The organism is Kaistella polysaccharea, from assembly GCF_020410745.1.
Taxonomy (GTDB): Bacteria; Bacteroidota; Bacteroidia; order Flavobacteriales; family Weeksellaceae; genus Kaistella; species Kaistella polysaccharea.
Genome location: NZ_CP084528.1, coordinates 801,750 through 825,389, shown reverse-complemented (window position 1 = coordinate 825,389; position 23,640 = coordinate 801,750). Strand labels below are relative to the sequence as shown.

At 35.8% G+C, this 23,640-nt stretch carries 22 protein-coding genes; 12 read left to right on the top strand and 10 right to left on the bottom strand.

Translation table 11 applies throughout. The annotated features are described in order from the left end of the window. The first annotated feature begins 46 nt into the window (after positions 1-46). From recR to LC814_RS03650, 3 genes are read left to right on the top strand one after another with little or no spacing between them, the layout of a single operon-like run. Positions 47-658, top strand: a complete 612-nt coding sequence (gene recR / locus LC814_RS03660; RefSeq protein WP_226065005.1) for a recombination mediator RecR — start codon at positions 47-49, stop codon at positions 656-658. Between the two features lie 56 nt (positions 659-714). After that, complete coding sequence (locus LC814_RS03655) at positions 715-1,521, top strand: glycosyltransferase family 2 protein (protein WP_226065004.1); 807 nt, start codon at positions 715-717, stop codon at positions 1,519-1,521. Next, a complete protein-coding gene (locus LC814_RS03650; protein WP_226065003.1) occupies positions 1,518-2,351 on the top strand; it encodes a glycosyltransferase family 2 protein in 834 nt (277 codons plus the stop codon). The genes LC814_RS03655 and LC814_RS03650 overlap by 4 nt, the downstream gene beginning before the upstream one ends. A 53-nt stretch (positions 2,352-2,404) precedes the next feature. Here LC814_RS03650 and secG read toward each other — a convergent pair whose 3' ends face one another. After that, a complete protein-coding gene (secG, locus tag LC814_RS03645) occupies positions 2,405-2,752 on the bottom strand; it encodes a preprotein translocase subunit SecG (protein WP_226065002.1) in 348 nt (115 codons plus the stop codon). A gap of 204 nt (positions 2,753-2,956) precedes the next feature. Between secG and LC814_RS03640 the strand changes: the two genes are divergently transcribed. After that, positions 2,957-4,804, top strand: coding sequence for a PAS domain-containing sensor histidine kinase (locus tag LC814_RS03640; RefSeq protein WP_226065001.1), 1,848 nt, complete (start codon positions 2,957-2,959; stop codon positions 4,802-4,804). A 7-nt stretch (positions 4,805-4,811) separates the two neighbouring features. Further along, a complete protein-coding gene (locus LC814_RS03635) occupies positions 4,812-5,180 on the top strand; it encodes a response regulator (RefSeq protein ID WP_226065000.1) in 369 nt (122 codons plus the stop codon). Between the two features lie 62 nt (positions 5,181-5,242). On the opposite strand, the gene LC814_RS03630 is transcribed toward LC814_RS03635, so the two are convergent. Then, positions 5,243-5,503 (bottom strand): hypothetical protein, encoded by a 261-nt coding sequence (locus LC814_RS03630; RefSeq protein WP_226064999.1) that lies wholly within the window; start codon positions 5,501-5,503, stop codon positions 5,243-5,245. Between the two features lie 155 nt (positions 5,504-5,658). Between LC814_RS03630 and LC814_RS03625 the strand changes: the two genes are divergently transcribed. Then, entirely contained in the window at positions 5,659-7,986 is a 2,328-nt protein-coding gene (locus LC814_RS03625) for an ATP-dependent helicase (protein ID WP_226064998.1), read from the top strand. Positions 7,987-8,003: 17 nt separating this feature from the next. Here LC814_RS03625 and LC814_RS03620 read toward each other — a convergent pair whose 3' ends face one another. The 4 genes from LC814_RS03620 to LC814_RS03605 form a co-directional block, all read right to left on the bottom strand. Beyond that, entirely contained in the window at positions 8,004-8,387 is a 384-nt protein-coding gene (locus LC814_RS03620; protein WP_226064997.1) for a DUF3037 domain-containing protein, read from the bottom strand. Beyond that, complete coding sequence (locus LC814_RS03615) at positions 8,374-9,153, bottom strand: HipA family kinase (protein ID WP_226064996.1); 780 nt, start codon at positions 9,151-9,153, stop codon at positions 8,374-8,376. Before LC814_RS03615 ends, LC814_RS03620 begins: the two co-directional genes overlap by 14 nt. A 100-nt stretch (positions 9,154-9,253) precedes the next feature. Continuing rightward, entirely contained in the window at positions 9,254-10,921 is a 1,668-nt protein-coding gene (locus tag LC814_RS03610; protein WP_226064995.1) for an ABC1 kinase family protein, read from the bottom strand. 160 nt (positions 10,922-11,081) lie between these two features. Then, the gene (locus LC814_RS03605; RefSeq protein ID WP_226064994.1) at positions 11,082-11,555 is read right to left on the bottom strand and encodes a 23S rRNA (pseudouridine(1915)-N(3))-methyltransferase RlmH; all 474 of its coding nucleotides are present in this window, start codon (positions 11,553-11,555) and stop codon (positions 11,082-11,084) included. Between the two features lie 30 nt (positions 11,556-11,585). On the opposite strand from LC814_RS03605, the gene LC814_RS03600 reads away from it, so the two are divergent. Then, a complete protein-coding gene (locus LC814_RS03600) occupies positions 11,586-12,584 on the top strand; it encodes a YihY/virulence factor BrkB family protein (protein ID WP_226064993.1) in 999 nt (332 codons plus the stop codon). A gap of 1 nt (position 12,585) precedes the next feature. Here LC814_RS03600 and nhaA read toward each other — a convergent pair whose 3' ends face one another. The 3 genes from nhaA to LC814_RS03585 all read right to left on the bottom strand — a co-directional run bounded on the left by nhaA (position 12,586) and on the right by LC814_RS03585 (position 16,520). Next, complete coding sequence (gene nhaA / locus LC814_RS03595) at positions 12,586-13,767, bottom strand: Na+/H+ antiporter NhaA (protein ID WP_226064992.1); 1,182 nt, start codon at positions 13,765-13,767, stop codon at positions 12,586-12,588. 17 nt (positions 13,768-13,784) lie between these two features. Next, positions 13,785-15,989, bottom strand: coding sequence for a RelA/SpoT family protein (locus tag LC814_RS03590; RefSeq protein ID WP_226064991.1), 2,205 nt, complete (start codon positions 15,987-15,989; stop codon positions 13,785-13,787). A gap of 93 nt (positions 15,990-16,082) precedes the next feature. Further along, positions 16,083-16,520 carry a hypothetical protein gene (locus LC814_RS03585; RefSeq protein WP_226064990.1) on the bottom strand — a complete coding sequence of 146 codons (438 nt, stop codon included), beginning with the start codon at positions 16,518-16,520 and terminating at the stop codon, positions 16,083-16,085. Positions 16,521-16,683: 163 nt separating this feature from the next. Between LC814_RS03585 and dacB the strand changes: the two genes are divergently transcribed. Both dacB and LC814_RS03575 read left to right on the top strand, forming a co-directional pair. Beyond that, entirely contained in the window at positions 16,684-18,057 is a 1,374-nt protein-coding gene (dacB, locus tag LC814_RS03580; RefSeq protein ID WP_226064989.1) for a D-alanyl-D-alanine carboxypeptidase/D-alanyl-D-alanine endopeptidase, read from the top strand. A gap of 14 nt (positions 18,058-18,071) precedes the next feature. After that, positions 18,072-19,241: a sensor histidine kinase gene (locus LC814_RS03575; RefSeq protein ID WP_226064988.1), complete on the top strand. Its 1,170-nt coding sequence runs from the start codon at positions 18,072-18,074 to the stop codon at positions 19,239-19,241. Between the two features lie 119 nt (positions 19,242-19,360). Here the strand turns inward: LC814_RS03575 and LC814_RS03570 are convergent, their stop codons facing one another. Then, entirely contained in the window at positions 19,361-20,974 is a 1,614-nt protein-coding gene (locus tag LC814_RS03570; RefSeq protein WP_226064987.1) for a M1 family metallopeptidase, read from the bottom strand. A 114-nt stretch (positions 20,975-21,088) separates the two neighbouring features. On the opposite strand from LC814_RS03570, the gene LC814_RS03565 reads away from it, so the two are divergent. Genes LC814_RS03565 through LC814_RS03555 form a run of 3 tightly spaced genes read left to right on the top strand, consistent with a single transcriptional unit; the run spans position 21,089 to position 23,604 of the window. Beyond that, entirely contained in the window at positions 21,089-22,111 is a 1,023-nt protein-coding gene (locus tag LC814_RS03565; RefSeq protein WP_226064986.1) for a glutaminyl-peptide cyclotransferase, read from the top strand. A gap of 33 nt (positions 22,112-22,144) precedes the next feature. After that, the gene (locus LC814_RS03560) at positions 22,145-22,939 is read left to right on the top strand and encodes a hypothetical protein (protein ID WP_226064985.1); all 795 of its coding nucleotides are present in this window, start codon (positions 22,145-22,147) and stop codon (positions 22,937-22,939) included. 50 nt (positions 22,940-22,989) lie between these two features. Further along, the gene (locus tag LC814_RS03555) at positions 22,990-23,604 is read left to right on the top strand and encodes a deoxynucleoside kinase (protein WP_226064984.1); all 615 of its coding nucleotides are present in this window, start codon (positions 22,990-22,992) and stop codon (positions 23,602-23,604) included. The last annotated feature ends 36 nt before the right edge of the window (positions 23,605-23,640 follow it).

Below are 23,640 nucleotides of genomic sequence, written 5' to 3'. Positions count from 1 at the left end.
ATGAACGGGACTTGGAAATTGGACGATTTAATTTTATTTTTGTGAAATGGAATATCCGAGTAAAGTTTTAGCCAAAGCCGTGGAAGAAATTTCCGGTTTGCCCGGCATAGGAAAAAAATCTGCTTTGCGATTAGCGCTCCATCTTTTAAAACAACCTGGCAGTCAAGCAATTGCTTTGGGTGATTCTTTAAAAAAATTGGTTACAGAAATTCAATATTGTCGCGAATGCTATAATTTTTCGGATTCTGAAGTGTGTGAAATTTGTGCCAATACCAAAAGATCCGATGAAGTACTTTGTGTGGTTGAAGATGTTCGCGACGTAATGGCGATTGAAAACACGGGTAAATTTCGTGGAAAATATCTGGTTTTAGGCGGTAAAATATCGCCCATGGAAGGAATTGGACCGGCTAAACTCAATATTTCTTCTATTGAAAAAAGACTTGCAGAAGGATTGGTGCAGGAACTAATTTTCGCGCTGAGCGCTACAATGGAAGGGGATACAACGGCGTATTTCATTTACAAAAAATTTAAAAATAATAACGTCCGGTTTTCGACGATTGCACGGGGAATTTCTGTAGGTGACGAACTGGAATATGCAGATGAGATTTCTTTAGGAAGATCAATACAAAATCGTTTGCCGTACAGTGAAAAAGATTAATTGCTGCAAAAAATTCGTTAGTTTTACATATTCACCACAACACCTAATTTTTGCCAGTGATTTCAGTTATCATTCCACTTTATAACGCTGAAGAAACTATTACAACGGCCTTAGATTCCATCAAAAAACAAACTTGGAATGGTGAATTTGAAATCATCGTCGTAAATGATGGATCTACCGATAATAGTAGGCAAGTAGTTGAAAATTTTACGAAGGTAAATTCAGGTATTAATATTCAATTAATCAACCAGGAAAATGGCGGCGTCTCCAATTCTAGAAATACTGGTTTAAGAGTGGCCACAGGCGATTATATTGCTTTACTAGATGCTGATGATGAATGGTTTCCCCAAAAAATAAAAAAGCAAATAAGTATTTTAGAAAGTAAACATTTAGACGTAGACTTTCTAGGTTGCCGACGGAAAAATCAAGAGCTATTATTTCCGTATAAGGTCGATGAAAATAATCTCGCTGTCATTACGTTTCGTAAATTAATGTTTCGCAATGAAGTACAACCTTCCACGGTAATATTTAAACGTAAAGTTTTGACGAACAGTGGGTATTTTGATGAAAAGCAGCGGTACGCAGAAGATTTAAATTATTGGTTAAAAATTTCCGAGCATAATAAAATGTATATTGTAAATGAAGAATTGGTGCTTACAGGTGCTGGAAAAAGAACTTTTGGTGTTTCAGGACTTTCTGCAAATTTAACTGAAATGGAAAAAGGTTTTCAGAAAAATTTGAAAGAGGTTTTAAAATCGAGGAGAATCAATCACCTAGAATACATTTTATATTTTATCTTCTATAAAATGAAATTTCTTTTTAGACTGGGCCGCAACAGATATCTAAAGTCGATAGGCAAATGAAGTTATCCATAATTATTGTCAATTATAATGTAACCGAATTTCTTCGGAGATGTCTATTCTCCATACAAACCTTCGTTACCGATGTTGATTATGAGGTATTTGTTATTGATAATCAATCTACCGATACATCGTGGAGAGAATTAGTTAACAAATTCCCTGCAATACATTTTATTACTTCAGAACGCAACGAGGGTTTTGCAAAAGCTAATAATAAAGCGGCAAGGCATGCTAAAGGTGAATATCTACTGCTTTTAAATCCAGATACGGAATTTGAAGATTTTTGCATGAAAGAAATCTTAGTTTTCGCTGATTCTAAAGAAGATTTTGGGTGTTTGGGTGTTCGGATGCATAATTTAAAAGGCAAGTTTTTACCCGAAAGTAAACGTTCTGTTCCTGATTTATTGAATTCTTTTAATAAACTTTTTATTAATTTCAAAAATGATAAGAGGAAATCTTATTACCGAAATGATATCGATGAATTTGAAATCGCAGAAGTTGAAGTAGTGACGGGTGCTTTTCTACTTGTTAAGAAAGAAATTTATGGTGAAGTTGGCGGATTAGATGAAAAATATTTCATGTATGGTGAAGATATTGATCTTTGCTTTTCGTTATTAAGAGCCAACTATAAAAACTGGTATTATGGGCAATCTTCAATTTTACATCATAAAGGAGAAAGTACGGTGAGAAATGTCGAATATTTGAATCGCTTTTACGGTGCAATGCAAATTTTCATAGATAAGTATTATAAGAAGCGGAAACCTTTGCAATATCTTTTTTTATCAGCAGGATTAAAATTTCGGCATACCATCGAAAAAATTAAGATAAAATAAAAGAGATACAAATTCATGTATCTCTTTTACTATTATTATAAAGGTGTTTTCTCCTACTTAGTTTCCGCTGGTGGAATTGGCATTGTTACAGAATTATTGGTTCCTGGTGCAGTTTGTGGAGCAGGTGCTTCACGTTTTGCAGGTGCCTGCTGAATCGTTTGAGTTGGTTTTGCAGTCAGGACTACACTTAATAAAATAAGAACTACAATCATAATTCCTAAAGTCCAAGTTGCTTTTTCCATAAAATCATTGGTACGCTGAACACCGAACTGCGCCGGTGATGTTCCGCCAAATGTTCCGGAAAGGCCTCCTCCTTTAGGATTTTGGGCCATAATGATGATGATTAGTAAGATACTCAAAATCATGATGAGGATCATGAATAATGTAAATATTGTGCTCATTTTTATATCAAAGTTTTCGAAGTGCAAATATAATCATAATTTTTAAATATTTAACGATAACCTGGCGCCTAAAATGATAATTTAATTTTTTATCAAAAAGCCGTTTTAATATCATAAAATTAAGGATCGTTCTCCTAAAATTTCAACAATTGCAGGACTAAAAAAGTGTTTTTAATTTAACATAATTTTTTTAAGTTTGTTCTCATGAAAAATTTCCTGAATAATACGATCAGTCACGAATCATTGGCCTCTCTTTTCAGCCAGGCACCCATCGGTTTAGCCGTGTTAATGGGAGAAAACTTTGTGATTGAAAATGCCAACAGTCAAGTGTTGGACTTTTGGCAAAAAGGCGACAGTATTATTGGCCTTCCACTCTTGGAAGCACTTCCGGAAATAGAGAATCAGGAATTTCCGAAAATACTTCGGGGCGTTTACGAAACGGGCATAACTTTCAAAGGATCCAAAGCTAAGGCGCTCCTTGAAAAAGAAGGCGTTTTGATCACCTATTATTTTGACTTTATATATTCACCCATCTTTTCTGGGGAGGAAATTACAGGAATATCAATCGTCGCAATTGATGTTACGGACAAGGTTTTAAGCGAAATAAAACTTCATGAAAATGAGTTGCTCTTCAAGGAACTAATGGAAATCTCCGATTATGCAACAGGAATGTACAAAGGCGAAGATCTGGTGATTGAATTCGCCAATGATCAAATGATTAAAAGTTGGGGGAAAACGAAGGCCGTAATTGGTCAAAAGTTAGAAGATGCCTTACCGGAATTAGAAGGTCAACCATTTGTAGAGATTTTAAGAAATATTTTTCGTACTGGGGAACCTTATATTGCAACAGAAGATAAGGTAGAATTAATCGTTGATGGCAGACTTCAACAATTTTATTACAGTATTTCCTACCGACCTTTGCGGGATTCAAGCGGAAAAATTTACGCAATCTGGAATATGGCCATGAATGTTACCGAGCTCGTGAACGCTCGTATGAAGGCTCAAAATGTAATGAAAGAATACCGGAATTTGGCAGAAGCAATGCCTCATATTGTGTGGACCACAGATCAGGAAAACAAACTCATTTATTACAATAAAAATTTAACAAACTTTTTAAATCTAAAGGAAGAAGACATTGAATCTTTTGATTTTTCTGATTCCATCCATCCTGAAGATCTCGTTAAATTGAAAGAAGTTTGGGAAAAATCAACTTTGGAACAAAAATTTTTCGAAATTGAGTTTCGATTATTTGATCCTTTGAATGAGAAGTTTGTCTGGTTTTTAAATCGGGCAACTCCTGTGCTGGATGATGAAGGGAATTTGACTCAATGGATTGGAACGAGCACCAATATTGACGAATTTAAAAAACTTTCGGCACAGAAAGATACCTTTTTAGGAATTGCAAGCCATGAGCTGAAAACACCTTTAACGTCTTTGAAATTATATGCCCAGGTTTTAGAACGAATGTTGCGAAAAACGGGTGATGAAAAAAACGCCGAATTCGCAAAAAAAATGGATCTGCAGATCGTGAAATTGACTTCGCTTATTGCCGATTTATTAGATGTTACTAAAATTAATGCGGGGAAAATCTATTTGAATGAAGAAATCTTTGATTTCGAAAAGCTTGTCATAGAGACCGTTGAAGACCAACAAATGTCCACAGCATATAAAATCGAAATGCAAACTGAGTCGGTGGGTACGGTATTTGCAGATAGAAATCGAATTGGTCAGGTAATGACCAATCTAATATCCAATGCGATTAAATATTCTCCAAAAGCGGAGCGAATTGTCGTAACAGTAAAAGAAACAAATAACAATGTTGAATTTTCTGTCCAGGATTTTGGAATTGGCATGCCGGAAGACAAGAAAAACAGAGTATTTGAACAGTATTATCGCGTCAGCGGAGATGAAGAAAGTACCTTCCCAGGCTTAGGTTTAGGTTTGTATATATCTTCCCAGATCGTTGAACGATCCCACGGTAAAATTTCAGTAAGCAGTACACTTAATCATGGATCAACATTTTGTTTTTCCCTGCCTAAAGTTAAATTATAAAATTAAAATGATGAATTCTAAGAAAATAGTAATAATCGACGATGATATTGCAATTCTGGATTCTTTAGGAACGATGTTGGATTTCGAGGGTTTTGAAGTAAATACTTTCGAACGAGGTTCCGAGATTTTCAGTTTTGTCGAACAGTCGCACAAGCCCAATATTATTTTACTTGATATGTGGCTTTCAGGTGAAGATGGACGAGATATCTGTAGAAAACTAAAACAAAACGAGGAAACTAGAAATATTCCCATAGTTATAATGTCAGCAAGTCGGGGTCTTGAACATACCGCAATAGAGTCCGGCGCAAATGCCTTCATAGCGAAACCTTTTGAAATTGACGACATTATCAACACCGTTCAGCAACTCGCTTCGTAAGTAAAAAAAATAAAGACAATCTAATTAGATTGTCTTTTTTTTATGTAAAGGCTTTGATCGCTTTATATTTTTTGTAAATCGAAGTTAAAACCTCGGGAAAAATTTAACTGAAAATTGGAATCTAATCTATATTTCAATTTACCAGAAATCTGAGCCAGATAACTCATATTATCGTATGATTCGATTGAATTTGCGTTCGCAATTTGCTCCTCATTATTTATTTTCATTCCACCTTCATCACATCTGATGAATTTTAAGCCAAACTTGTGATAAAGAATTTCGAGAAATTTAAGGTCTTCAAGAGATAGTATATTTTCTGACATGATTTTATGATTTGTAAGTTATAAATGCTATTAGTCAATTATTATGCCCTTCTTTTCCCTAATTTATAATTTCTTCAAATTCTTCTTTTCTGCCAAGATGTCCTTCACCTAGTCTCTAAATATTCCGTAAATTTGAAACATAATAATTTGTGCAGATGGACTACTTGAAAGGATTAAATGAACCCCAATATGAAGCGGTAACTACGCTGGAAGGACCACTTATGGTTCTTGCAGGCGCAGGTTCCGGCAAGACACGTGTGCTCACCATGAGAATTGCGCATCTGATTACAAATCTGGTTGATCCTTTTAATATTCTTGCTTTAACATTTACCAATAAAGCAGCCAAGGAAATGAAGGAGCGTATTGCAAAAGTTGTGGGTCAAAGTGAAGCTAAATCATTGTGGATGGGAACTTTCCATTCTGTGTTTGCACGCATATTACGATCGGAAGCTCATTATTTGGGTTTCCCCGCAAATTTTACGATATACGATTCCCAAGATTCATTGAACGTGATCCGGAAAGTTTTAAAAGAACTGAATGTTGATTCCGATTTATATAAACCTAAAAAAGTTCAATCGAGAATATCTTCTTATAAAAATAATTTAATCACGGTAAAAGCATACTTTAATAATCCCGAACTCATTGAAGCTGATGAGCGAGCCAATATGAAACAGATCGGCGCGATTTATCAGAAATATGTTGATGTTTGCTTTCGCAACGGCGCCATGGATTTCGACGATTTGCTTTTAAGAACCAATGAATTGCTCACCCGTTTTCCAGAAGTTCTCGCGAAATATCAGGATCGTTTTCGGTATATTTTAGTAGATGAGTATCAGGATACGAATCATTCTCAATATTTAATTATTAAAGCCCTGGCTTCAAAATTTGAAAATATTTGTGTAGTTGGTGATGACGCGCAATCCATCTATTCTTTCCGTGGTGCGAATATTTATAATATTCTCAATTTTAAAAAAGATTACCCCGATGCAATCACGGTTTCTTTGGAACAAAATTACCGTTCGACCCAGAATATTGTAAATGCTGCTAACGTGGTAATTTCCAAAAACTTACAGCAGTTTAAAAAAAATGTATTCAGTGATAATGAAGAAGGTGATAAAATCAAGGTTTACCGCGCACTATCAGATGCCGATGAAGCAAACTTTGTAGCTTCTAATATTTGGGAGCAGCATAATTCTGCACAACGCAGGTTTACAGATTTTTCTATACTTTATCGGACTAATTCGCAAACACGTGCTTTTGAGGACGCTTTGCGCCGCAAGAATATTCCATATCGGGTATTCGGAGGACTTTCTTTCTACCAGCGAAAAGAGGTGAAAGATCTCATTGCCTATTTGCGATTGCTAATTAATGAAAATGATTCTGAAGCTTTAACAAGAATCATTAATTATCCAGCCCGGGGAATTGGCGAAACGACCCAAAATAAATTAATCGTTTTTGCGGATAGTCAAAATTTAGCAGTGACTCAAGTATTGGATAATCTTGGATTTTATGCGCCTAACCTGCGGTTAAATAACGGCATACTTACCAAACTGTCAGATTTCTGGTCCATGATAAAAGCGTTTCAGGTAATGCTAAAAACTGAAAATGCCTACAATGTCGCGATGGAAGTTGCGAAGAGAACGGGAATGATCAAATTTTTAAAAGATGATCAAACACCCGAGGGAATTTCCCGTGTTGAAAATGTGCAGGAATTGATGAATTCCATGCAGGGTTTCATCGAAGAGCAGCAACAACTCGAAGATGGTGATCCTTCCTTATCTAATTTCTTGGAAAATATTGCGCTGTCTGCAGATACACAAACCGATAAAAATGACGATGGTGACAAAGTTTCTTTGATGACCATACACCTTTCGAAAGGTCTAGAATTTCCTGTAGTTCATGTGGTCGGATTGGAAGAAAATCTTTTTCCAAGTTTTATGAGTTCTTCAACGCGTGAGGAATTGGAAGAAGAACGCCGTCTATTTTATGTCGCGCTGACAAGAGCGGAGAAACAGGCTTATTTTACCTATGCGATTTCAAGATTTCAGTGGGGTAAAATTACGGATGCTGAACCTTCACGGTTTTTAAGTGAGGTGGATGAAAAGTACCTCGAATTCGTAAATCCCGCCGTAGAAAGTCGTTTTGTAAATCATTCAGGTTTAAAATCTAATATTTTCGATGATGATTCCTCGGAAGCACGATTTTTCAAAAAGAAAGATGCGAAGAAAACCATTGAAAGAAACGAACCGCAACCAATTCCTCAGAATTTAAAACCAGTAGCGACTGCTAGAATAATCAATCCAAGTGGATTATCTTCTCAGGATATCGAAGTTGGTGATAAAGTTCGTCATGACCGATTTGGGGTGGGTGATGTTATTTTTCTAGATGGAACTGATCCTCAGAACATTAAAGCAAAAGTAAAATTTCAGCACGAAGGTGAAAAGAATTTGATTCTGAAATTTGCAAAATTGACGAAACTTTAAATAATATTAAAGTAAATTTATTTTACCAGTTCCTCAAACAATCTGTCAAAAGTAGCATCTAAATCCTTTGTTTTTCCTGGATGTGGGCGGGAAGTTTGTATGACCGAACTTCTAACTGCCGTTAACCATCGAAATCGTTCCGGAATATCGAGTTGCGCAATCGCGCCGCCTTCTTTTTCTCCGCGGGCTACGTGTTTGAAATTTTGAAGATTTTTTGAAACGTCTTCAAAGTCGAGTTTCGACCGCATCGATGCAAATTTTTCAGTACATAAATGAAATTCAAAACGGATGTATTTTTCCTTTTTAGAAAACATAATCAATCCGATATTGAAAAATTCTTCTCTTTCAACTTTCGGTACGAGCCGTATTACCGCGTATTCGTAAATTTTAACCTCTTGCATTTTTTGCTTCGTTTATAAAGTTTACAGAATGATCACGTCGTGTTTTCAGAAAATTGAAATACACTTCTTTTATTTGGTCTGGCGAATCGTCGGTGTCATTCCACTCCAGCCATTCCAGCGGAATAAGTTCAACAATTTGATGTAATATTTCATCAGTTAAAACACTTTGGGCAAACGCATCAGCTTCATCTAATTTTGATGCTTGGGAAAGAAGCACATGATCTTTGATGTAAGCGAAATTACTCAGCGCATGTTTTTCAAAATTCATATAAGAGTGATGGAAATAAAGAGAGGCTCCATTATCAATAACCCACAATTCTTTGTGCCACATGAGGAGATTCGTGTTTTTGAATGTGCGGTCGATATTCGTGATGTAGGCATCTAACCACACAATTTTAGAGGCAAGAAGCGGATCAATTTCTATAGAAGGATCGTAGGCAATTGCACCTGATAAAAAGTGTAAACCTAAATTTAAACCTTCGGAAAACTTTAATAAATCCTGAATTTCTTCATCAGCTTCGGTTCTGCCAAAATCAACATCTAAATTTGCGAAAACCAGCTCGGGAATAGGAAGGCCTAAAACCTGTGCGATTTTACCGCCTAATAATTCCGAAATAAGCATTTTCACCCCATGGCCGGCACCTCTGAATTTTAAGACGTATTTAAAATCATCATCAGCTTCTGCCAATGCAGGTAGTGAACCGCCTTCTCGCAAAGGCAAAATGTAACGCATCACGGTTACCGTTCGCAGTGATAAGTCTTGCATAACTACAAAAATAGGGATTAAAAATAAGTGGAAATAAAAAAGTTATCCAAAATTGAGGATAACTTTTGTTTACTTCAAAAAAAATAGAAGGTATTGTATACTACTTTTTATTTTCTGTAAAACTTTCATCTTTAAACATGATGTTGTAAACTAAAAAAAGTCCGAGACCAATGGCAACTAAAAAAAATATAAAAGGCAGAACACCATATCCCATTATTGTAAAACTGGACGGAACACGCATCAGTAGGGCTGCACCAATAATCATGGCCGCAATAATTAATCCGACGGTAATTCTGTTGGCGATTTTTTGGAAACCATCAGTAAGTCGTTTTTCATCTAAAGCCTGGATTTTAAGCTCAAATTGATTGTTGGCAAGATTTTCTGTGATTTTATTTAGCCTACCTGGTAAACTTTCTGCTAACTTTTTATTATCAAGAAGAAATCCATACATGTTTTCAGGTCTCAACTCATTTTTCATGCGCTGATTAACCATCTTCTCCATAAACTTCCCAATGGCTTGCTGTAGATTATATTTTGGAGTGAGAACCGCAACGATCTGATCCAGATTTAATAATATTTTACCTAAAATATTCAGTTCCACGGGAAGTTTAATTCCTTCATTTGCAGCAATTCGGTTCATCTGTAAAACAATTCTACCCGTTTCCATATCTTCCGCAGCGGTGCTTGTGCTTTCCAAAACTAAGCGGTTTATCTTTTTACGGAAATTTCTGATTTTGTTTTCATCCTGCTCAAATTCACTCATTTCTAATAATGCATCGGTCATTGCATCGCCATCTTTCTTGCTGATACTCACCATCAACATCATGGTTTTTTCCATAATTTGTGGGCTGAATTTCGCGACCATTCCCAAATCCATCAAGACGAGTTTATCGTCGGTAGTAAGATGAATATTTCCCGGATGCGGATCTGCATGTGCAAATCCATCAACCACGATTTGCTGTAAGTAGGCTTCAACCAATTCATCAATTACAGGTGTGAAATCACTTTCTATTTTTTTCAGGTTTCCTAACGCGGTGATTTTTTTTCCTTCTACGAAATCCATTGTCAACACCTTCGACGAAGAATATTCTTTTACAGGAGCTGGAATTATCAAGTGTTTAAACCTTTTTAAATTTTCTTTTAAAATGGTAAGATTTTGGGCTTCCTTATTATAATCAAGTTCATTTAATAAAATAAAACGGAGCTCCTCAACAATATCATCCAATGCATATTTCTTTGCATCTTTGGAATGTCTAACAGCCAAATCTGCCATTTTTTGTAAAGTTTCAAGGTCAGCAATGAAATTTTTCCGTACGCCTGGGCGCTGAACTTTTACTGCTACGACACGGCCTGAGTGAAGAGCTGCCTTGTGAACCTGACCAATGGACGCACTTGCCAAGGGATTTGGATCGAAATCGGCAAATGCTTTGTTAATGCCAACCCCGATTTCTTCTTCAAATATTTTTTCAACTTCGGTGTAGGAAATGGTTTCTACATTATCCTGTAAATTTGCGAGCGCATCTAAATAATGGTCGGGGAGAAGATCAGGTCTCGTCGATAACAACTGTCCCAACTTCACAAAAGTTGGTCCCATTTTCTTTAAATCATCAACCAACTCTTCTGGTTTTTGGGTGAATTCGTACGGATCTTCTGACGGATCAGCATCGCCTAAAGCAGTATTTGTGGTCGATTTTACAACGTCACTGTTGTAATACTTTAAAATAAATGCGAAAAATTTAGCGTAGTTATTAAGCTTTTCCAGAGACATAATTTATTTTTTTCCAATATAGAAAAAAATGTACCAAGAAGAGTTGTAAAATACCGATCCACGAATTGAGAAGATAATTTAGTAGAATATTGCGGGCTAAACAAGTTAATTGATCAACAACGGATTGTTCTGAAACAATGTTTATTAAATTAATTTTACGTTAATCGTTGTGATAAGGCTTTCCCTGAAGAATTTGATCTGCCCGATAAATTTGTTCAATAAAAAACAAACGGATCATTTGATGTGTAAAAGTCATTTTTGATAAAGAAATTTTTTCGTTAGCTCTTTCGTAGATTTCATCAGAAAATCCATAGGCGCCACCTACAATAAATAGTACTTTTTTAATGGAGGCAGACATCCATCCATCAATCTTTCCCGCAAATTGCCGGCTGGTCCATTGTGAGCCTTTCTCATCGAGAATAATAACGTAGTCGCCATTTTCGATATGGTTTAGAAATAATTTTCCTTCCTCTTTTTTAAGAAGGTCTGCGCTCAGATTTTTGGCATTCTTCACATCACTGATTTCAGTGAGTTCAAAATTCCAGTATTTAGGCAATCTGTTTTCGTAGTATTTGATGAGGCCGGAGATTTCTTTATCCGAGGTTTTCCCCATGCAGACTAAATTAATTCGCATTTCATATCTTTGTTTTGCAAATATAAATTAATGGGTATTAAAACTCCTAGATTCATTCTTAAAATACGGGACTTTTTGGATGAGATTCATATTCCTTTTCTAGGGATTTCCCTCCTTAAAATGTTCGAAGTATATGGTCACGGCGTTTTTAAAATGCAGATTGGCAGAAGTGCAGCCAGTATTTCGTGGAGCTTTTTTCTTAGTCTCTTTCCGTTTATTCTTTTTTTGCTGTCTTTATTGCCGTATTTGCCGCATTACGACAAGCTACAGTTTTATATTTTCGAGGTCTTGATGAATAATATTTTGCCCGCACACATTCAAAAAGATGTGACGGGTTATATTCAGAATTTCATCATTCCAAATATTAAAAACATCAGCAATCTTACCATTGTATTTGCAATGGTTTTCGCCGTTAATGGCACGCACTCTTTGATAAACGGTTTTAATATTCATACCAATCTGCAACGTGGACTGATAAAGGAATATCTGGTTGCTTTTGTCATTACCATCGCATTTATCTTGCTGATTTTAATATCATTGCTCGGCGTTTATTACAGTGAAGTCGTATTGAAACTGTTTACGCCAGAAATTAATATTTCCTGGTTCGTAGATAATATGTCTAAAATTATCGGATTTATATCTTTCCCGCTCTTTTATTTTATCTTACTCGCTTTATTTTATTGGGTAGGTTGTTTGAAGATTACCACCTTTAAGCAAGCAGTTCCCGGCGCCATTCTAACAACGATTCTATTTGTCGTCGTTACGTATTTCTTTGCGATTTATGTGCGGAATTTTGCACGGTATAATGTTCTTTACGGCTCAATCGGTACCATAATTTTAGTGATGATTTGGGTGAACATCAATATCATTTTAATTCTGCTCGGTAATGAACTGAATATTGCCATAAAAAAGGTGCGTGTCGAGAAAATGATCGCCGATGAAATGTCTTCTAATGATCTTCATTATACTGATGATCAACTTTTACATGCCGATGATTTTCAGGATCATCATCACATCACTTTAGAATAAATTAAAAATCTGCTTCGTAAGCCTCTCTTTTTTTGCCGATATATTTTAAGAGAGAAAAACCTGCAAAACCAGAAATTACAGAAGCGACTAAGACCGCGAACTTTGCTTCGTCCTGAATTTCTACATTGTTTTTAAAGGAAAGCAGAGCGATGAAAATAGACATAGTAAAACCAATTCCGGCCAGTAATCCTGCGCCCAACATTTGAGACCAAGAACTTTTGTCGGGCAAAGCGCTGATCTTCAGTTTAATAAAGATCCAGGAAAAAAGACTTATTCCAATCACTTTACCGAACACCAAGCCAAAGATAATTCCGTATCCAAAATTTGAAAAAAGCCCATCAACCATACCTTCTTTAAACATGATATTTGTATTGGCAAGCGCAAAAACAGGCATAATCAAAAAATTAACAGGCAAGTGTAATTTATGTTCCATTTTCTCCAGCGGCGACGTTATTGTCATTGATTCATTAGTAGGAATCGTAAACGCTAAGATAACACCCGCAATCGTTGCGTGTATGCCGGAATGATGCATAAAATACCAAAGAAAAATTCCCGGGATAATATACCAGATATGTTTGGTTCGTTTAAAAATATTGCATGCAATTAAGATGGCAACCATCAATCCACAAAGTGCTAAATAAGACCAGTTAATTTGTTCGGTGTAAAAAATAGCAATCACTAAAATTGCACCCAAATCATCAACGATTGCTAATGCTGCAAGAAATATTTTAAGGGATAAAGGCACCCTTTTTCCCAACATGGAAATGATAGCCAGTGAGAAGGCAATATCGGTCGCCATTGGAATTGCCCAACCTTTAGCATATTCTGTTCCGCTGTTGAAAAATACATAAATTCCGGCTGGTACGATTATTCCTCCTAAAGCTGCGATGATTGGCAAAGAAGCAGATTTAAAAGTGGAAAGTTCGCCTTCTACAATTTCACGTTTGATTTCTAAACCAACCAGTAAAAAGAAAACGGCCATCAAGCCATCATTGATCCAAACGCTAATAGGATAATTTAAATCGAAAATTTCTGTGCCTATTTTTGCATCTAAAATATTCTGAAATTCTTCGCCCATAGAAGAGTTCGCAATAAATAAGGAGATAAGAACGCATAAAATTAGTAGAATTCCAGATGATTGAGAACTGTGGAGAAATCTTTTGAAATAATCGGTGATTAGCATATTAGTTTTTTAGAATTTTAGAGACGTTTAATTCGAGAAACGCCATTGATGTTTTTTAACTGTTTAAATGTTTCGTCTAACTGGCTCCGGTTTTTTACTTCCAGATTAATATTACCCAGGAAAATACCGTTATTTGATTCAATGGACATACTCTTCATATCCATATTCATATTATTACTGATAACTGCCGTTATATCGTTGATCATTCCCATACGGTCCAGACCTTCAATTTCAATTTTAATTCTGTTTCGGAAACTTTCCTCATTCACCCATTTTGCCGATAAAACGCGGTAATCATATTGTGCACGCAGGTTTATAGCATTCGGGCAACCGTCGTTATGAACTTTTATACCATCAGAAATTGTAATGAAACCGAACATTTTATCTCCGGGAATAACCGTGCAGCATTTGGCAAAAGAATAGTTCATTTTTTCTTCATCTTTTCCAAAAACGATCATGTCTAAATTGGTTTCTGGAGCTTCCTCGTACACCGTATTTTTCTCTGGAGATTTACGAAATCGTTGCAGGATATTGCTGAAAATTCCTTTTCCTTCGGTATATTTTTTAATATCTCCAATATCCAGCTGGCCGTTTTGGAATTTTAAAAACAACTCCTGAGAAGATTTTAAGCCGAAAAACTTCTGCATTTTGTTGAGCTCCTCATCATTAAAGTTGATTTTTGCATGGCGCATCTTACGCTGCAAAATTTCTTTACCTTCTTCCGACAGACTATTTTTTTCTGAGTTTAAGATGGCTTTAATTTTCGATTTCGCTTTAGATGTTACTACAAATTCCAACCAATCAGCTTTCGGTTTCTGGTTTTGAGAAGAAAGAATATCAACCTGATCGCCATTCTTCAAGGTGTAAGAAATAGGTACAAGTTTGCCATTTACTTTTGCGCCCAAGCATTTGGTACCCAGATCTGAGTGGACCGAAAAGGCAAAATCTAAAGCTGTAGAATTAATGGGTAAAATTTTTATTTCACCCTTTGGCGTAAAAACAAAAACTTCTTTGGAATAAAGGTTTAGTTTGATGTCATCTAACAATTCAGTTGTTGACAAAGATTGCTGGTTTTCTAAAACTTCACGAATTTCAGTTACCCAGGTTTCAAAATTTTTCTCATCATGATTTTGGTTAAAACCTTCTTTGTATTTATAATGTGCAGCAACGCCTTTTTCCGCAATGTCATCCATTCTTTCAGATCTAATCTGCACTTCAATCCATTTCTTGTCGGGCCCTAAAATGGTAAGATGCAGACTTTCATAACCTGTGGAACGTGGGCGCGAAATCCAGTCACGCATGCGGTGCGGATTGCTGTGATAAAGATCGGTGACAATTGAATAAATTTTCCAGGCAAGAAATTTTTCATTTTTTGCATCAGACTTGTAAATAATTCTAATGGCATAATTGTCAAATACTTCATCGAAGGTAACGCCTTGCTTCAACATTTTTCGGTAAATAGAAGAAATTGCTTTGGCGCGTCCTTTTATAGAAACGTTCAATCCCTCATCTTCCAACTGTACGGAAACTTCTTTTCTAAATTCTTCGATATAAATTTCACGGCTTTCCTTCGCTAATTTTAATTGCTCAGAAATATCGGTGTAAACTTCTGGATTATTGAATTTTAATGATAAATCTTCAAGTTCAGATTTAATGTTATAAAGACCCAATCGGTGGGCAAGTGGTGCGTAAATATAAACCGTTTCTGAAGCGATTTTCTTCTGTTTCTCCGGCGTCATACTTTCCAGCGTACGCATGTTGTGAAGTCGATCTGCGATTTTTATTAATATCACCCGAAAGTCCTCTGATAAGGTCAGCAGTAGTTTTCGATAATTCTCAGATTGTATGGAAATGTTCTGATGGTTCATGACCGAAATCTTGGTCAATCCATTTACAATATCGGCGATTTTTTTACCAAATATTTTCTGAAGATCTTCGTAGGTGTAATCGGAATCTTCAATAACGTCGTGCAGAAGCGCACAGGCAATAGAAGTAGCGCCTAATCCGACTTCATTGGCAACAATTTTCGCGACCTCGATCGGATGATAAATATAAGGTTCACCTGTCTTACGGCGCTGATCTTTGTGCGCGTCTAAAGCGATGTCAAAAGCTTTCCGGATGAGTTTATTTTGTTCCTCATCTAAATGCCTGTAGGTGTTGGTTATTAAGTCCCTGTACCTGGCGAGAATTTCCTTATTTTCCTGTTCTAAATCGTAAACCATTTATCCACTGCAATTAAGTTACGAAAATAAGAAAAAAAAGCAGAGTATTTCGCACGAATTTCAAATATAAAAAGACGCTAATCTTGAGCAATATCAACATTTACCAAAGTTTATCTCTGTGTTAATTCCGTCGTGGCAGTGACGATGATTACTTGCGGGCAAGTTAAATATTTGTGATTTCGCTCGTATAGATGCGATGCGGTGCAAATATTCAAGGGACTTGGCATCCTTAAATTTTATGTGTTCAAAATAGTTTTGAAGCATGCACTCGTGCCCACAGAAAATACATTTCACCGTTTCTACCCGCTCTGGTGTTTTCGCTTTTACGCTGACCACTAAACTATCATCTTCTAAAAGTGCGTGATCTTTAAAAAAATACCGCCAGATCGATGTTTTAATTTCTTTTTTAATAGGTTGGGCGTGCAGGTATAATATGTAAGATGATTTTTTAATACCTGCACTTTCTAAATCTTCGGCAATTCTGGGTGCCTGACTTTGGCTTTTAAATAAGCCTGTGATAATTGATGTCATTGTGCTTTAAATTAAAAATTATTTACAAAGGTTACATTTTAATTGAGGTTAATGCAAGTGAAAGGCGAATTAATTTTGAATTTAACAATATTTTGTGCGTGATTAAACTGTTTTTTTAACTACTCTAACGCGAATATTTCTTTATATTTGAAACAAAAATTTCATGAAGAAGCTGTTTTTTGCTCTTTTATTAATTTCTCAATTTTATTCCTCACAAACCATTTCACAAAAGCTGGACGGCGCGACCCGAAATCTGCTGAGTTCTGCACCTGCTTATGCTGCAAATCTTTCATTTTATGTTGCCGATGAACAAGGGAATTTTGTTTATGAATATAATGGGAATCAAGGTCTATCTACTGCCTCCACTCAGAAGATATTTACTGCTGCAGCGGCACTTGAAACATTAGGAAAGGGTTTTCAGTACAAAACAACGGTGCGATATTCTGGAACGTTGAGCGGAAATATTTTAGACGGCGACCTTTTCCTTACTTCCACAGGAGATCCGACGTTGGGAAGCTGGAGATATGATGGATACAAACCGGAAAATTTCAAACAAAAACTTCTGAAGTCCCTTAATGATAAAGGTATTAGGAAGATTACCGGCAATCTTATAATTGATGATTCTTACTTTGATTTTCAGACGGTTCCAGGTGGATGGCCCTGGAATGATCTCGGTAATTACTATGGTGCTGGAGTTTGGGGTGTAAACTGGCGGGAAAATCAGTTTGATATGCAGATGGTAAATGGCGATCTTAAAAAAACAAATATAGATTTGCCCAATGTAAAATGGGTGAATGAAGTAAGAACAGGTGGAAGTTCTGACCAAAGCCTCATTTTTACGGCTCCATATTCAGATGTTGCGTATATCAATGGCAAACTTCCGGCAAAATCTATTACAGTATCAGGAGCAACGCCTAATCCGCCGCTGACTTTAGGAGCTGAAATTTCAGATTGGCTAAAAATTTCAGATATTCAAATGGCGGGAAAAGTGACATCGGTATCTGAACAGAAAATTGCGGGCGAAAAAACATCAACAATTCCAAAAAACAATGTATTAGTAGAGTATAATTCCCCAACATTAGACAAAATTATATTTTGGTTTATGCGCAAAAGTGTGAATCTATACGGTGAAACATTAATTAAAACTTTAGCCAAAGAAAAGAAAGGGGAAGGCAGTTTTGATGCTGGTATTTCTTTTCTGAAGGATTTCTGGAAAGGAAAAGGAATTCATCCTACGATGATTAATTTTGCAGATGGGAGCGGTTTATCGCCCCAAAACTATGTTTCTGCCCGTGCAGAAGTGCAGGCATTAATTTATAGTAAAAAACAATCGTGGTTTCCCGAATTTTATGACGGTTTCCCGACCCAGGGAAACGGTATGAAAATGAAAAGTGGAACCATGAAAGACACCAAGTCGTTTGCAGGTTATCATACGGGCCGCGATGGTAAAAAGTATGTATTTGCCATCATTCTTAATAATTATCAGTGTGGTAATATTAGTGATGCCTTGTATCAGGTTTTAAATTCTTTAAAGTAGCTGAAAATTAATCAATGAAGCAACGAAACATTTTTTCAAAACTAAATAACTGGATTATTTACCTTCTGCTCACGTCAGCAGTTGCAGCAGTAGTTGTGGCCTCTGTGGTATTAATTGATTATTTACGTAAAGAGGAAATCAAGCGCATTGAATTATTTGCGACTGCGATCAAATATCAGCAGGAAGAGATTATTGAAGATCCCGTCACACTGGACTTAATATTGCAAATCAGCAAAACCAACAATACCATTCCTGTAATTGTGACCGATAAGAATAAAGTTCCGATTGATGGTGAAGGTTTTCAGATTAATATTCCGGAGAAAATAAAGAATGATCCAAAAAAAATAATGGCTCTACTGCGAAAAATGGAAAGCTCTTACAAACCGATAGAGTTGCAAATGCCGAACGGAAATAACCAGTATGTCTTTTATACAAACTCAAATCTATTAAACAATCTAAGATATACCCCCTATATTCTGGGGCTTTTGATATTATCATATATCTTTTTCTCTTTCTGGTTTTTGCGAACCATTAAAAAAACCGATGAAGGCTATGTCTGGGCGGGCTTGGCGAAAGAAACTGCGCATCAAATCGGAACTCCTTTATCTTCTATGATCGGGTGGATTGAAATTCTTCGCATGGAAAATGAAAACAGTTTGGGTGTAAAGGAAATTGAAAATGATATCAACCGCCTGAAAACCATTTCCGAGCGATTTTCTAAAATTGGATCAGTTCCGGAACTGAATGATCTTAACATTAATGAAACAGTACAGCAAAATTTTAATTATTTAAAAACCAGAATTTCGAAAAAAGTAAATTTCATGCTTGTGCTGCCGAAGGAACAATTGCTGATCCCACACAACCGTATTCTTTTAAGTTGGGTCATCGAAAATATGGTCAAAAATGCGGTAGATGCTATGAAAGGTGAAGGTCGTCTGGAGATTGAACTTTACGAAAAAAATAATTCAACGATTATTGATGTTAAAGATACAGGTTCTGGAATGACCAATTTGCAATCGCGCAACGCTTTCAAAGCGGGTTATTCTACGAAGAAAAGAGGTTGGGGTTTAGGTCTTTCTCTGGCGAAAAGGGTGATTAAAGAATACCATCGAGGTGATATAAAAGTTGCCCATTCTGAAATTGGGTTAGGAACAACTTTCAGAATCATTATGAAAAATAACTAGTTCCTGCTTTCAATATTTACATTGATTTTAGTTCTCTCGTCGAACATTTAATTAAATAAAAAAATTATTGCCGTTTTTTTTCAGGAACGGCAATTTTAATGAATAAATGATGTCAAACTTTACTTTTGCTCTGAATAATAGATGTAATAATTCTCATCAAATTTTACCGGCGCGGCAGAAGATAATTTCACGGTTTGCCATTTTTCGGTTGGATTGATTTCTTGGTTACCATTAATCCTGATTGGTAGTTTTAAATTTTTGACACCACCATCATATCTGTATTTAAAGGTGTTTCCAGTTTGTGAATATTGCAAAGTTGGAATTTGAGTCGTTCTTAAATATTGCTCAAAAACGGTAGAAAAATCGATTCCAGATTTTTGAGAAATATAATTTTCGACCTGTTTTGTGGTCACCATTTGATGATAAAAATCTTTATTTAAACCACGCAGTATTTGTCTGAATTTGTCATCGTTGTTAATGATTTGGCGAATGGTGTGAATCATATTTGAACCTTTATAATACATGTCGCCACTTCCTGATTTTGCGATTCCGTACTGGCCAATAATCGGCTCATCATTTCTAATGTTTTTTCGAATTCCCACAATATATTTTTCAGCGGAGGCTTTATCCATATAATTTTCCACAAATAAAGTTTCCGAATAATTGGTGAAACCTTCGTGAATCCACATATCTGCTTTTTCCTCAGCAGTAATATTATTGGCAAACCATTCGTGTCCGCTTTCATGGACAATAATAAAATCCCAGTTCAAACCAACGCCTGTTCCAGATAAATCTCGACCTAAATACCCATTTTCGTACTTATTTCCGTAACCGACGCCACTTTGATGTTCCATTCCGAGATAGGGTGTTTCGATTAATTTGTATGAATCTTCGTAGAACGGGTAAGGACCGAACCAATATTCAAACGCTTTCATCATTGGTTTAACCTGTTGAAATTGCTTTTGCGCTTTCTCTACATTATAATCTAAAACCCAATAATCCAGATCAAGTGGTCCTTTTTCACCTGCGTAAGTCTCTTTAAAATTTACATATTTTCCAACATTGGGAACAATAGAGTAGAGGTTGATTGGATTTTTCACTTCCCATGTATAAACGATTTTATCCTTTTGTTGTTTTTGAGAAAGTAATCTGCCATTTCCAACACCGACCAAATCTTTAGGGGTCGTAATTTTCATGATGATGCCGTTATCTGGTTCGTCACTCCACACATCTTTCGACGGCAGCCAAACCGAGGCTCCAATTCCTTCCTGCGCAACCGACATCCACGGATTTCCCTGATCATCTTTTTTGAAAACCCAGCCACCGTCCCAAGGTGCATTTTTAGCCACCGTTGGATTTCCGAAAAACTGAATCGTAAATGAATGCATTTCTCCTCTTTTATACGACCGATTGGTTTGAATAAAAATAAAATCACCGTCTCTTTTAGAAGAACATAATTTTTCGTCAGAATCAATGATTTTATAATCCATCGGCTGTTGTAAATCAACCTGAAATACAGGATTGGTGACTTCTTTTATAATTTCAAAAGTAATTTTGTTGGTACCCGATACGGATTGATCCTCAAATTTTGGTTCCACCGCAATTTCATATTTTTTCACATCCCAAAAATTGCGAAATTCTGTGTTAGAACCTTTCAGCGTGTCTTGTTTTGTAGATGTTTGGGCCGCAATAAATCCTGTTGATATGAGCAGTAAAAAGATGGTTTTTTTCATGAGATCTTGTATAAGAGGAGCAAATATAATTATAATTTAAATTGCCGTCATTTTTCAAAATTTTAGAGGAAAGGTATTCTTGATAAATTTCAGTATTTTTGAAAAAATTTATTAATGAAACTTAAAATATTTTCAGCACTTTTTGCTTTGGTTTTTCTTTTTTCCTGTAACAATGATAAAGAAGTTCTCAATACTTTAAACGATTATAACATGTCGATGGAAAGCAAAGGTTATCACTTTGGTGATGCTTTGGAACTTCCGAAAACGGTTACTGAGAATGCGGAAAGTATTACCATAAGTTTTGGCGACAAAGAAACGTCAAAGTTGGTTGTAGACCCAGAATTTTTCACCCTTGGCGATAATGCAGTGACCTTTAATATAAAAAAGAAAGGTGGCGAAATATTAACGCAGGACGCAACAATTAATGTTTTTGCAAAAAATCCGGAAGCGACTTTAACTTATGAAATTATAAAAGAATATCCGCACGATACGAAAAATTTTGTACAGGGTTTTGAGTTGGAAGGCAATACAATTTACGAATCCGAAGGCCAGCTGGGAGAATCAAGAATATTAAAATATACACTTGGAACTACGACGCCTTTGAAAGAAGCACCACAAGCTTCAGATGTCTTTTCCGAAGGTTGTACCATTGTGGGCGACAAGATTTTTCAGTTGACGTGGCGCAATAAAAAAGGTTTTGTTTATGACAAAAACACATTCAAATTGTTGAGTGAATTTCCTTATCCAAATGTGATGGGTGAAGGTTGGGGATTAACCTACGACGGAAAGAATTTAATAGCTTCCGACGGTACGAAAAATATTTATTTTCTTGATGTTGCTGATCCTTCAAAAATGTTGCGTTACATTTCTGTCGCCGGAAATACGGAAGCATATGATCAGTTAAATGAGTTGGAATATCACAACGGATTTATCTATGCAAATGTTTGGCAGAAACCCATTATTCTTAAAATAAATCCTGCAAACGGCGAAGTTGTGGGTAAGTTCGATTTTTCAGAAATTGCAAAACTTCATGAAAATGATAACGACTCCGTGCTGAATGGAATTGCTTTTAAAGGAGAAAATATGTTGGTTACAGGCAAGAACTGGCCTACGATTTATGAAGTAAAAATTAAATAAATAAAAGCGGGCAGTTTTATAAATCATTAAGAAATGAAAGTATTAAATTTTGCCCTTTTCTTTCTATTTATTTTGACTTTTAGTCAAGCGAAAACAAATGTGGGAATTTTTGAAAATTTAGCAGGAACTAAAGATCTTTTTGCTGATGATTATGGCAATATTTATCTTTATAAAAGTTCAAATTTCTCTTTAGCCAAATATGATTCTTTGGGAATTTTGAAAGCCGAATTCATGCTGACCTTGCCTTTTAAAATTCAATCGGTCCAAAATCCTCTAAATATTCCCTCTTTTTCGGAAAATGCACAAGAAGTAAAGTTTTTCGATAAAAACCTCGCAGAAATCCAGACGATTAGACTTCAGCAGAAATTTGGATATATAAAAGCAGCATATGCTGAAGATTTGCAGCAATTGTGGTTATTGGACGGAAGTTCTAAGAATTTAATTCAATATCATTTTAGAGAAGACAAAATTTTAAATAAATTTCCATTATATATGGATGTCGAAGATGTTCTGGATTTGATAGTGCATGAAAAGCAGATCTACCTTCTATACAAAGATAAATTGGCTGTATATAATTTCCGTTCAGAAAAAGTAGTTGAGATTCCTGTAGAAAATGCACGAAAACTCCGGCGGGAAAATGATAACATTTTGATTATTAGTAAAAACGTAATTTCACAACTGGAAGGAAACCAATTGAGACCTTTATTCCGCTGTACAGATTGCCAAATTGTGGATAAAAACAGTTCGTCTTATTTTGAAATGAGAGACAACAAACTTTATCTTTACCCACTCGAAAAAAGATGGAGTAAAGCGCAGGAAAAAAAATAATTTTCTAAAACTTTGTTCAGCTTTAATTAAAAAAACTATAAAATTTAAGAATGCATATTGCTGTCACAGGAAACATTGGCGCGGGTAAAACTACATTAACCACTATGTTAGCTAAACATTATGGTTGGCAAGCTCAATTTGAAGATGTAGATCAAAATCCCTATCTCGAAGATTTTTATGCTGATATGAGTCAGTGGAGTTTTGCGCTTCAAATTTATTTTTTAGGCAGCAGGTTTCGTCAGGTGAAAGAAATTCGTGACAGTGGGAAAAACATAATTCAGGATCGTACAATTTATGAAGATGCGCATATTTTTGCGGAAAACCTAAATGATATGAAGCTTCTGACGGATCGGGATTTTCAAAATTACTCCTCCGTTTTTAACCTGATGAAGAGCTTTGTTTCGGCACCAGATTTGCTCATCTATTTGAAGTCTGACGTACCGAATTTGGTGAAGAAAATTTATAAAAGAGGGCGGGAATACGAAGCTTCAATTTCTATTGAATACCTGTCTAAACTTAACCAAAAATACGAACGGTGGATTTCTGAATATAATGAAGGGAAACTCCTGATCATCGAAGTTGATGATCTTGATTTTGTAGAAAGACCTGAAGATTTTGGTTATATCCTAGAAAGAATAGAAACAGAATTACACGGTTTATTCTAAGTGAATTTAATTTTTAAATTCAATTTTGCCACGACT

Bases quoted from the DNA above. Each gene is read 5' to 3' on its own strand.
- recR (WP_226065005.1), top strand. From the start codon at position 47: ATGGAATATCCGAGTAAAGTTTTAGCCAAAGCCGTGGAAGAAATTTCC.
- LC814_RS03650 (WP_226065003.1), top strand. From the start codon at position 1,518: ATGAAGTTATCCATAATTATTGTCAATTATAATGTAACCGAATTTCTT.
- secG (WP_226065002.1), bottom strand. From the start codon at position 2,752: ATGAGCACAATATTTACATTATTCATGATCCTCATCATGATTTTGAGT.
- LC814_RS03640 (WP_226065001.1), top strand. From the start codon at position 2,957: ATGAAAAATTTCCTGAATAATACGATCAGTCACGAATCATTGGCCTCT.
- LC814_RS03635 (WP_226065000.1), top strand. From the start codon at position 4,812: ATGATGAATTCTAAGAAAATAGTAATAATCGACGATGATATTGCAATT.
- LC814_RS03630 (WP_226064999.1), bottom strand. From the start codon at position 5,503: ATGTCAGAAAATATACTATCTCTTGAAGACCTTAAATTTCTCGAAATT.
- LC814_RS03625 (WP_226064998.1), top strand. From the start codon at position 5,659: ATGGACTACTTGAAAGGATTAAATGAACCCCAATATGAAGCGGTAACT.
- LC814_RS03620 (WP_226064997.1), bottom strand. From the start codon at position 8,387: ATGCAAGAGGTTAAAATTTACGAATACGCGGTAATACGGCTCGTACCG.
- LC814_RS03615 (WP_226064996.1), bottom strand. From the start codon at position 9,153: ATGCAAGACTTATCACTGCGAACGGTAACCGTGATGCGTTACATTTTG.
- LC814_RS03610 (WP_226064995.1), bottom strand. From the start codon at position 10,921: ATGTCTCTGGAAAAGCTTAATAACTACGCTAAATTTTTCGCATTTATT.
- LC814_RS03605 (WP_226064994.1), bottom strand. From the start codon at position 11,555: ATGCGAATTAATTTAGTCTGCATGGGGAAAACCTCGGATAAAGAAATC.
- LC814_RS03600 (WP_226064993.1), top strand. From the start codon at position 11,586: ATGGGTATTAAAACTCCTAGATTCATTCTTAAAATACGGGACTTTTTG.
- nhaA (WP_226064992.1), bottom strand. From the start codon at position 13,767: ATGCTAATCACCGATTATTTCAAAAGATTTCTCCACAGTTCTCAATCA.
- LC814_RS03590 (WP_226064991.1), bottom strand. From the start codon at position 15,989: ATGGTTTACGATTTAGAACAGGAAAATAAGGAAATTCTCGCCAGGTAC.
- LC814_RS03585 (WP_226064990.1), bottom strand. From the start codon at position 16,520: ATGACATCAATTATCACAGGCTTATTTAAAAGCCAAAGTCAGGCACCC.
- dacB (WP_226064989.1), top strand. From the start codon at position 16,684: ATGAAGAAGCTGTTTTTTGCTCTTTTATTAATTTCTCAATTTTATTCC.
- LC814_RS03575 (WP_226064988.1), top strand. From the start codon at position 18,072: ATGAAGCAACGAAACATTTTTTCAAAACTAAATAACTGGATTATTTAC.
- LC814_RS03570 (WP_226064987.1), bottom strand. From the start codon at position 20,974: ATGAAAAAAACCATCTTTTTACTGCTCATATCAACAGGATTTATTGCG.
- LC814_RS03565 (WP_226064986.1), top strand. From the start codon at position 21,089: ATGAAACTTAAAATATTTTCAGCACTTTTTGCTTTGGTTTTTCTTTTT.
- LC814_RS03560 (WP_226064985.1), top strand. From the start codon at position 22,145: ATGAAAGTATTAAATTTTGCCCTTTTCTTTCTATTTATTTTGACTTTT.
- LC814_RS03555 (WP_226064984.1), top strand. From the start codon at position 22,990: ATGCATATTGCTGTCACAGGAAACATTGGCGCGGGTAAAACTACATTA.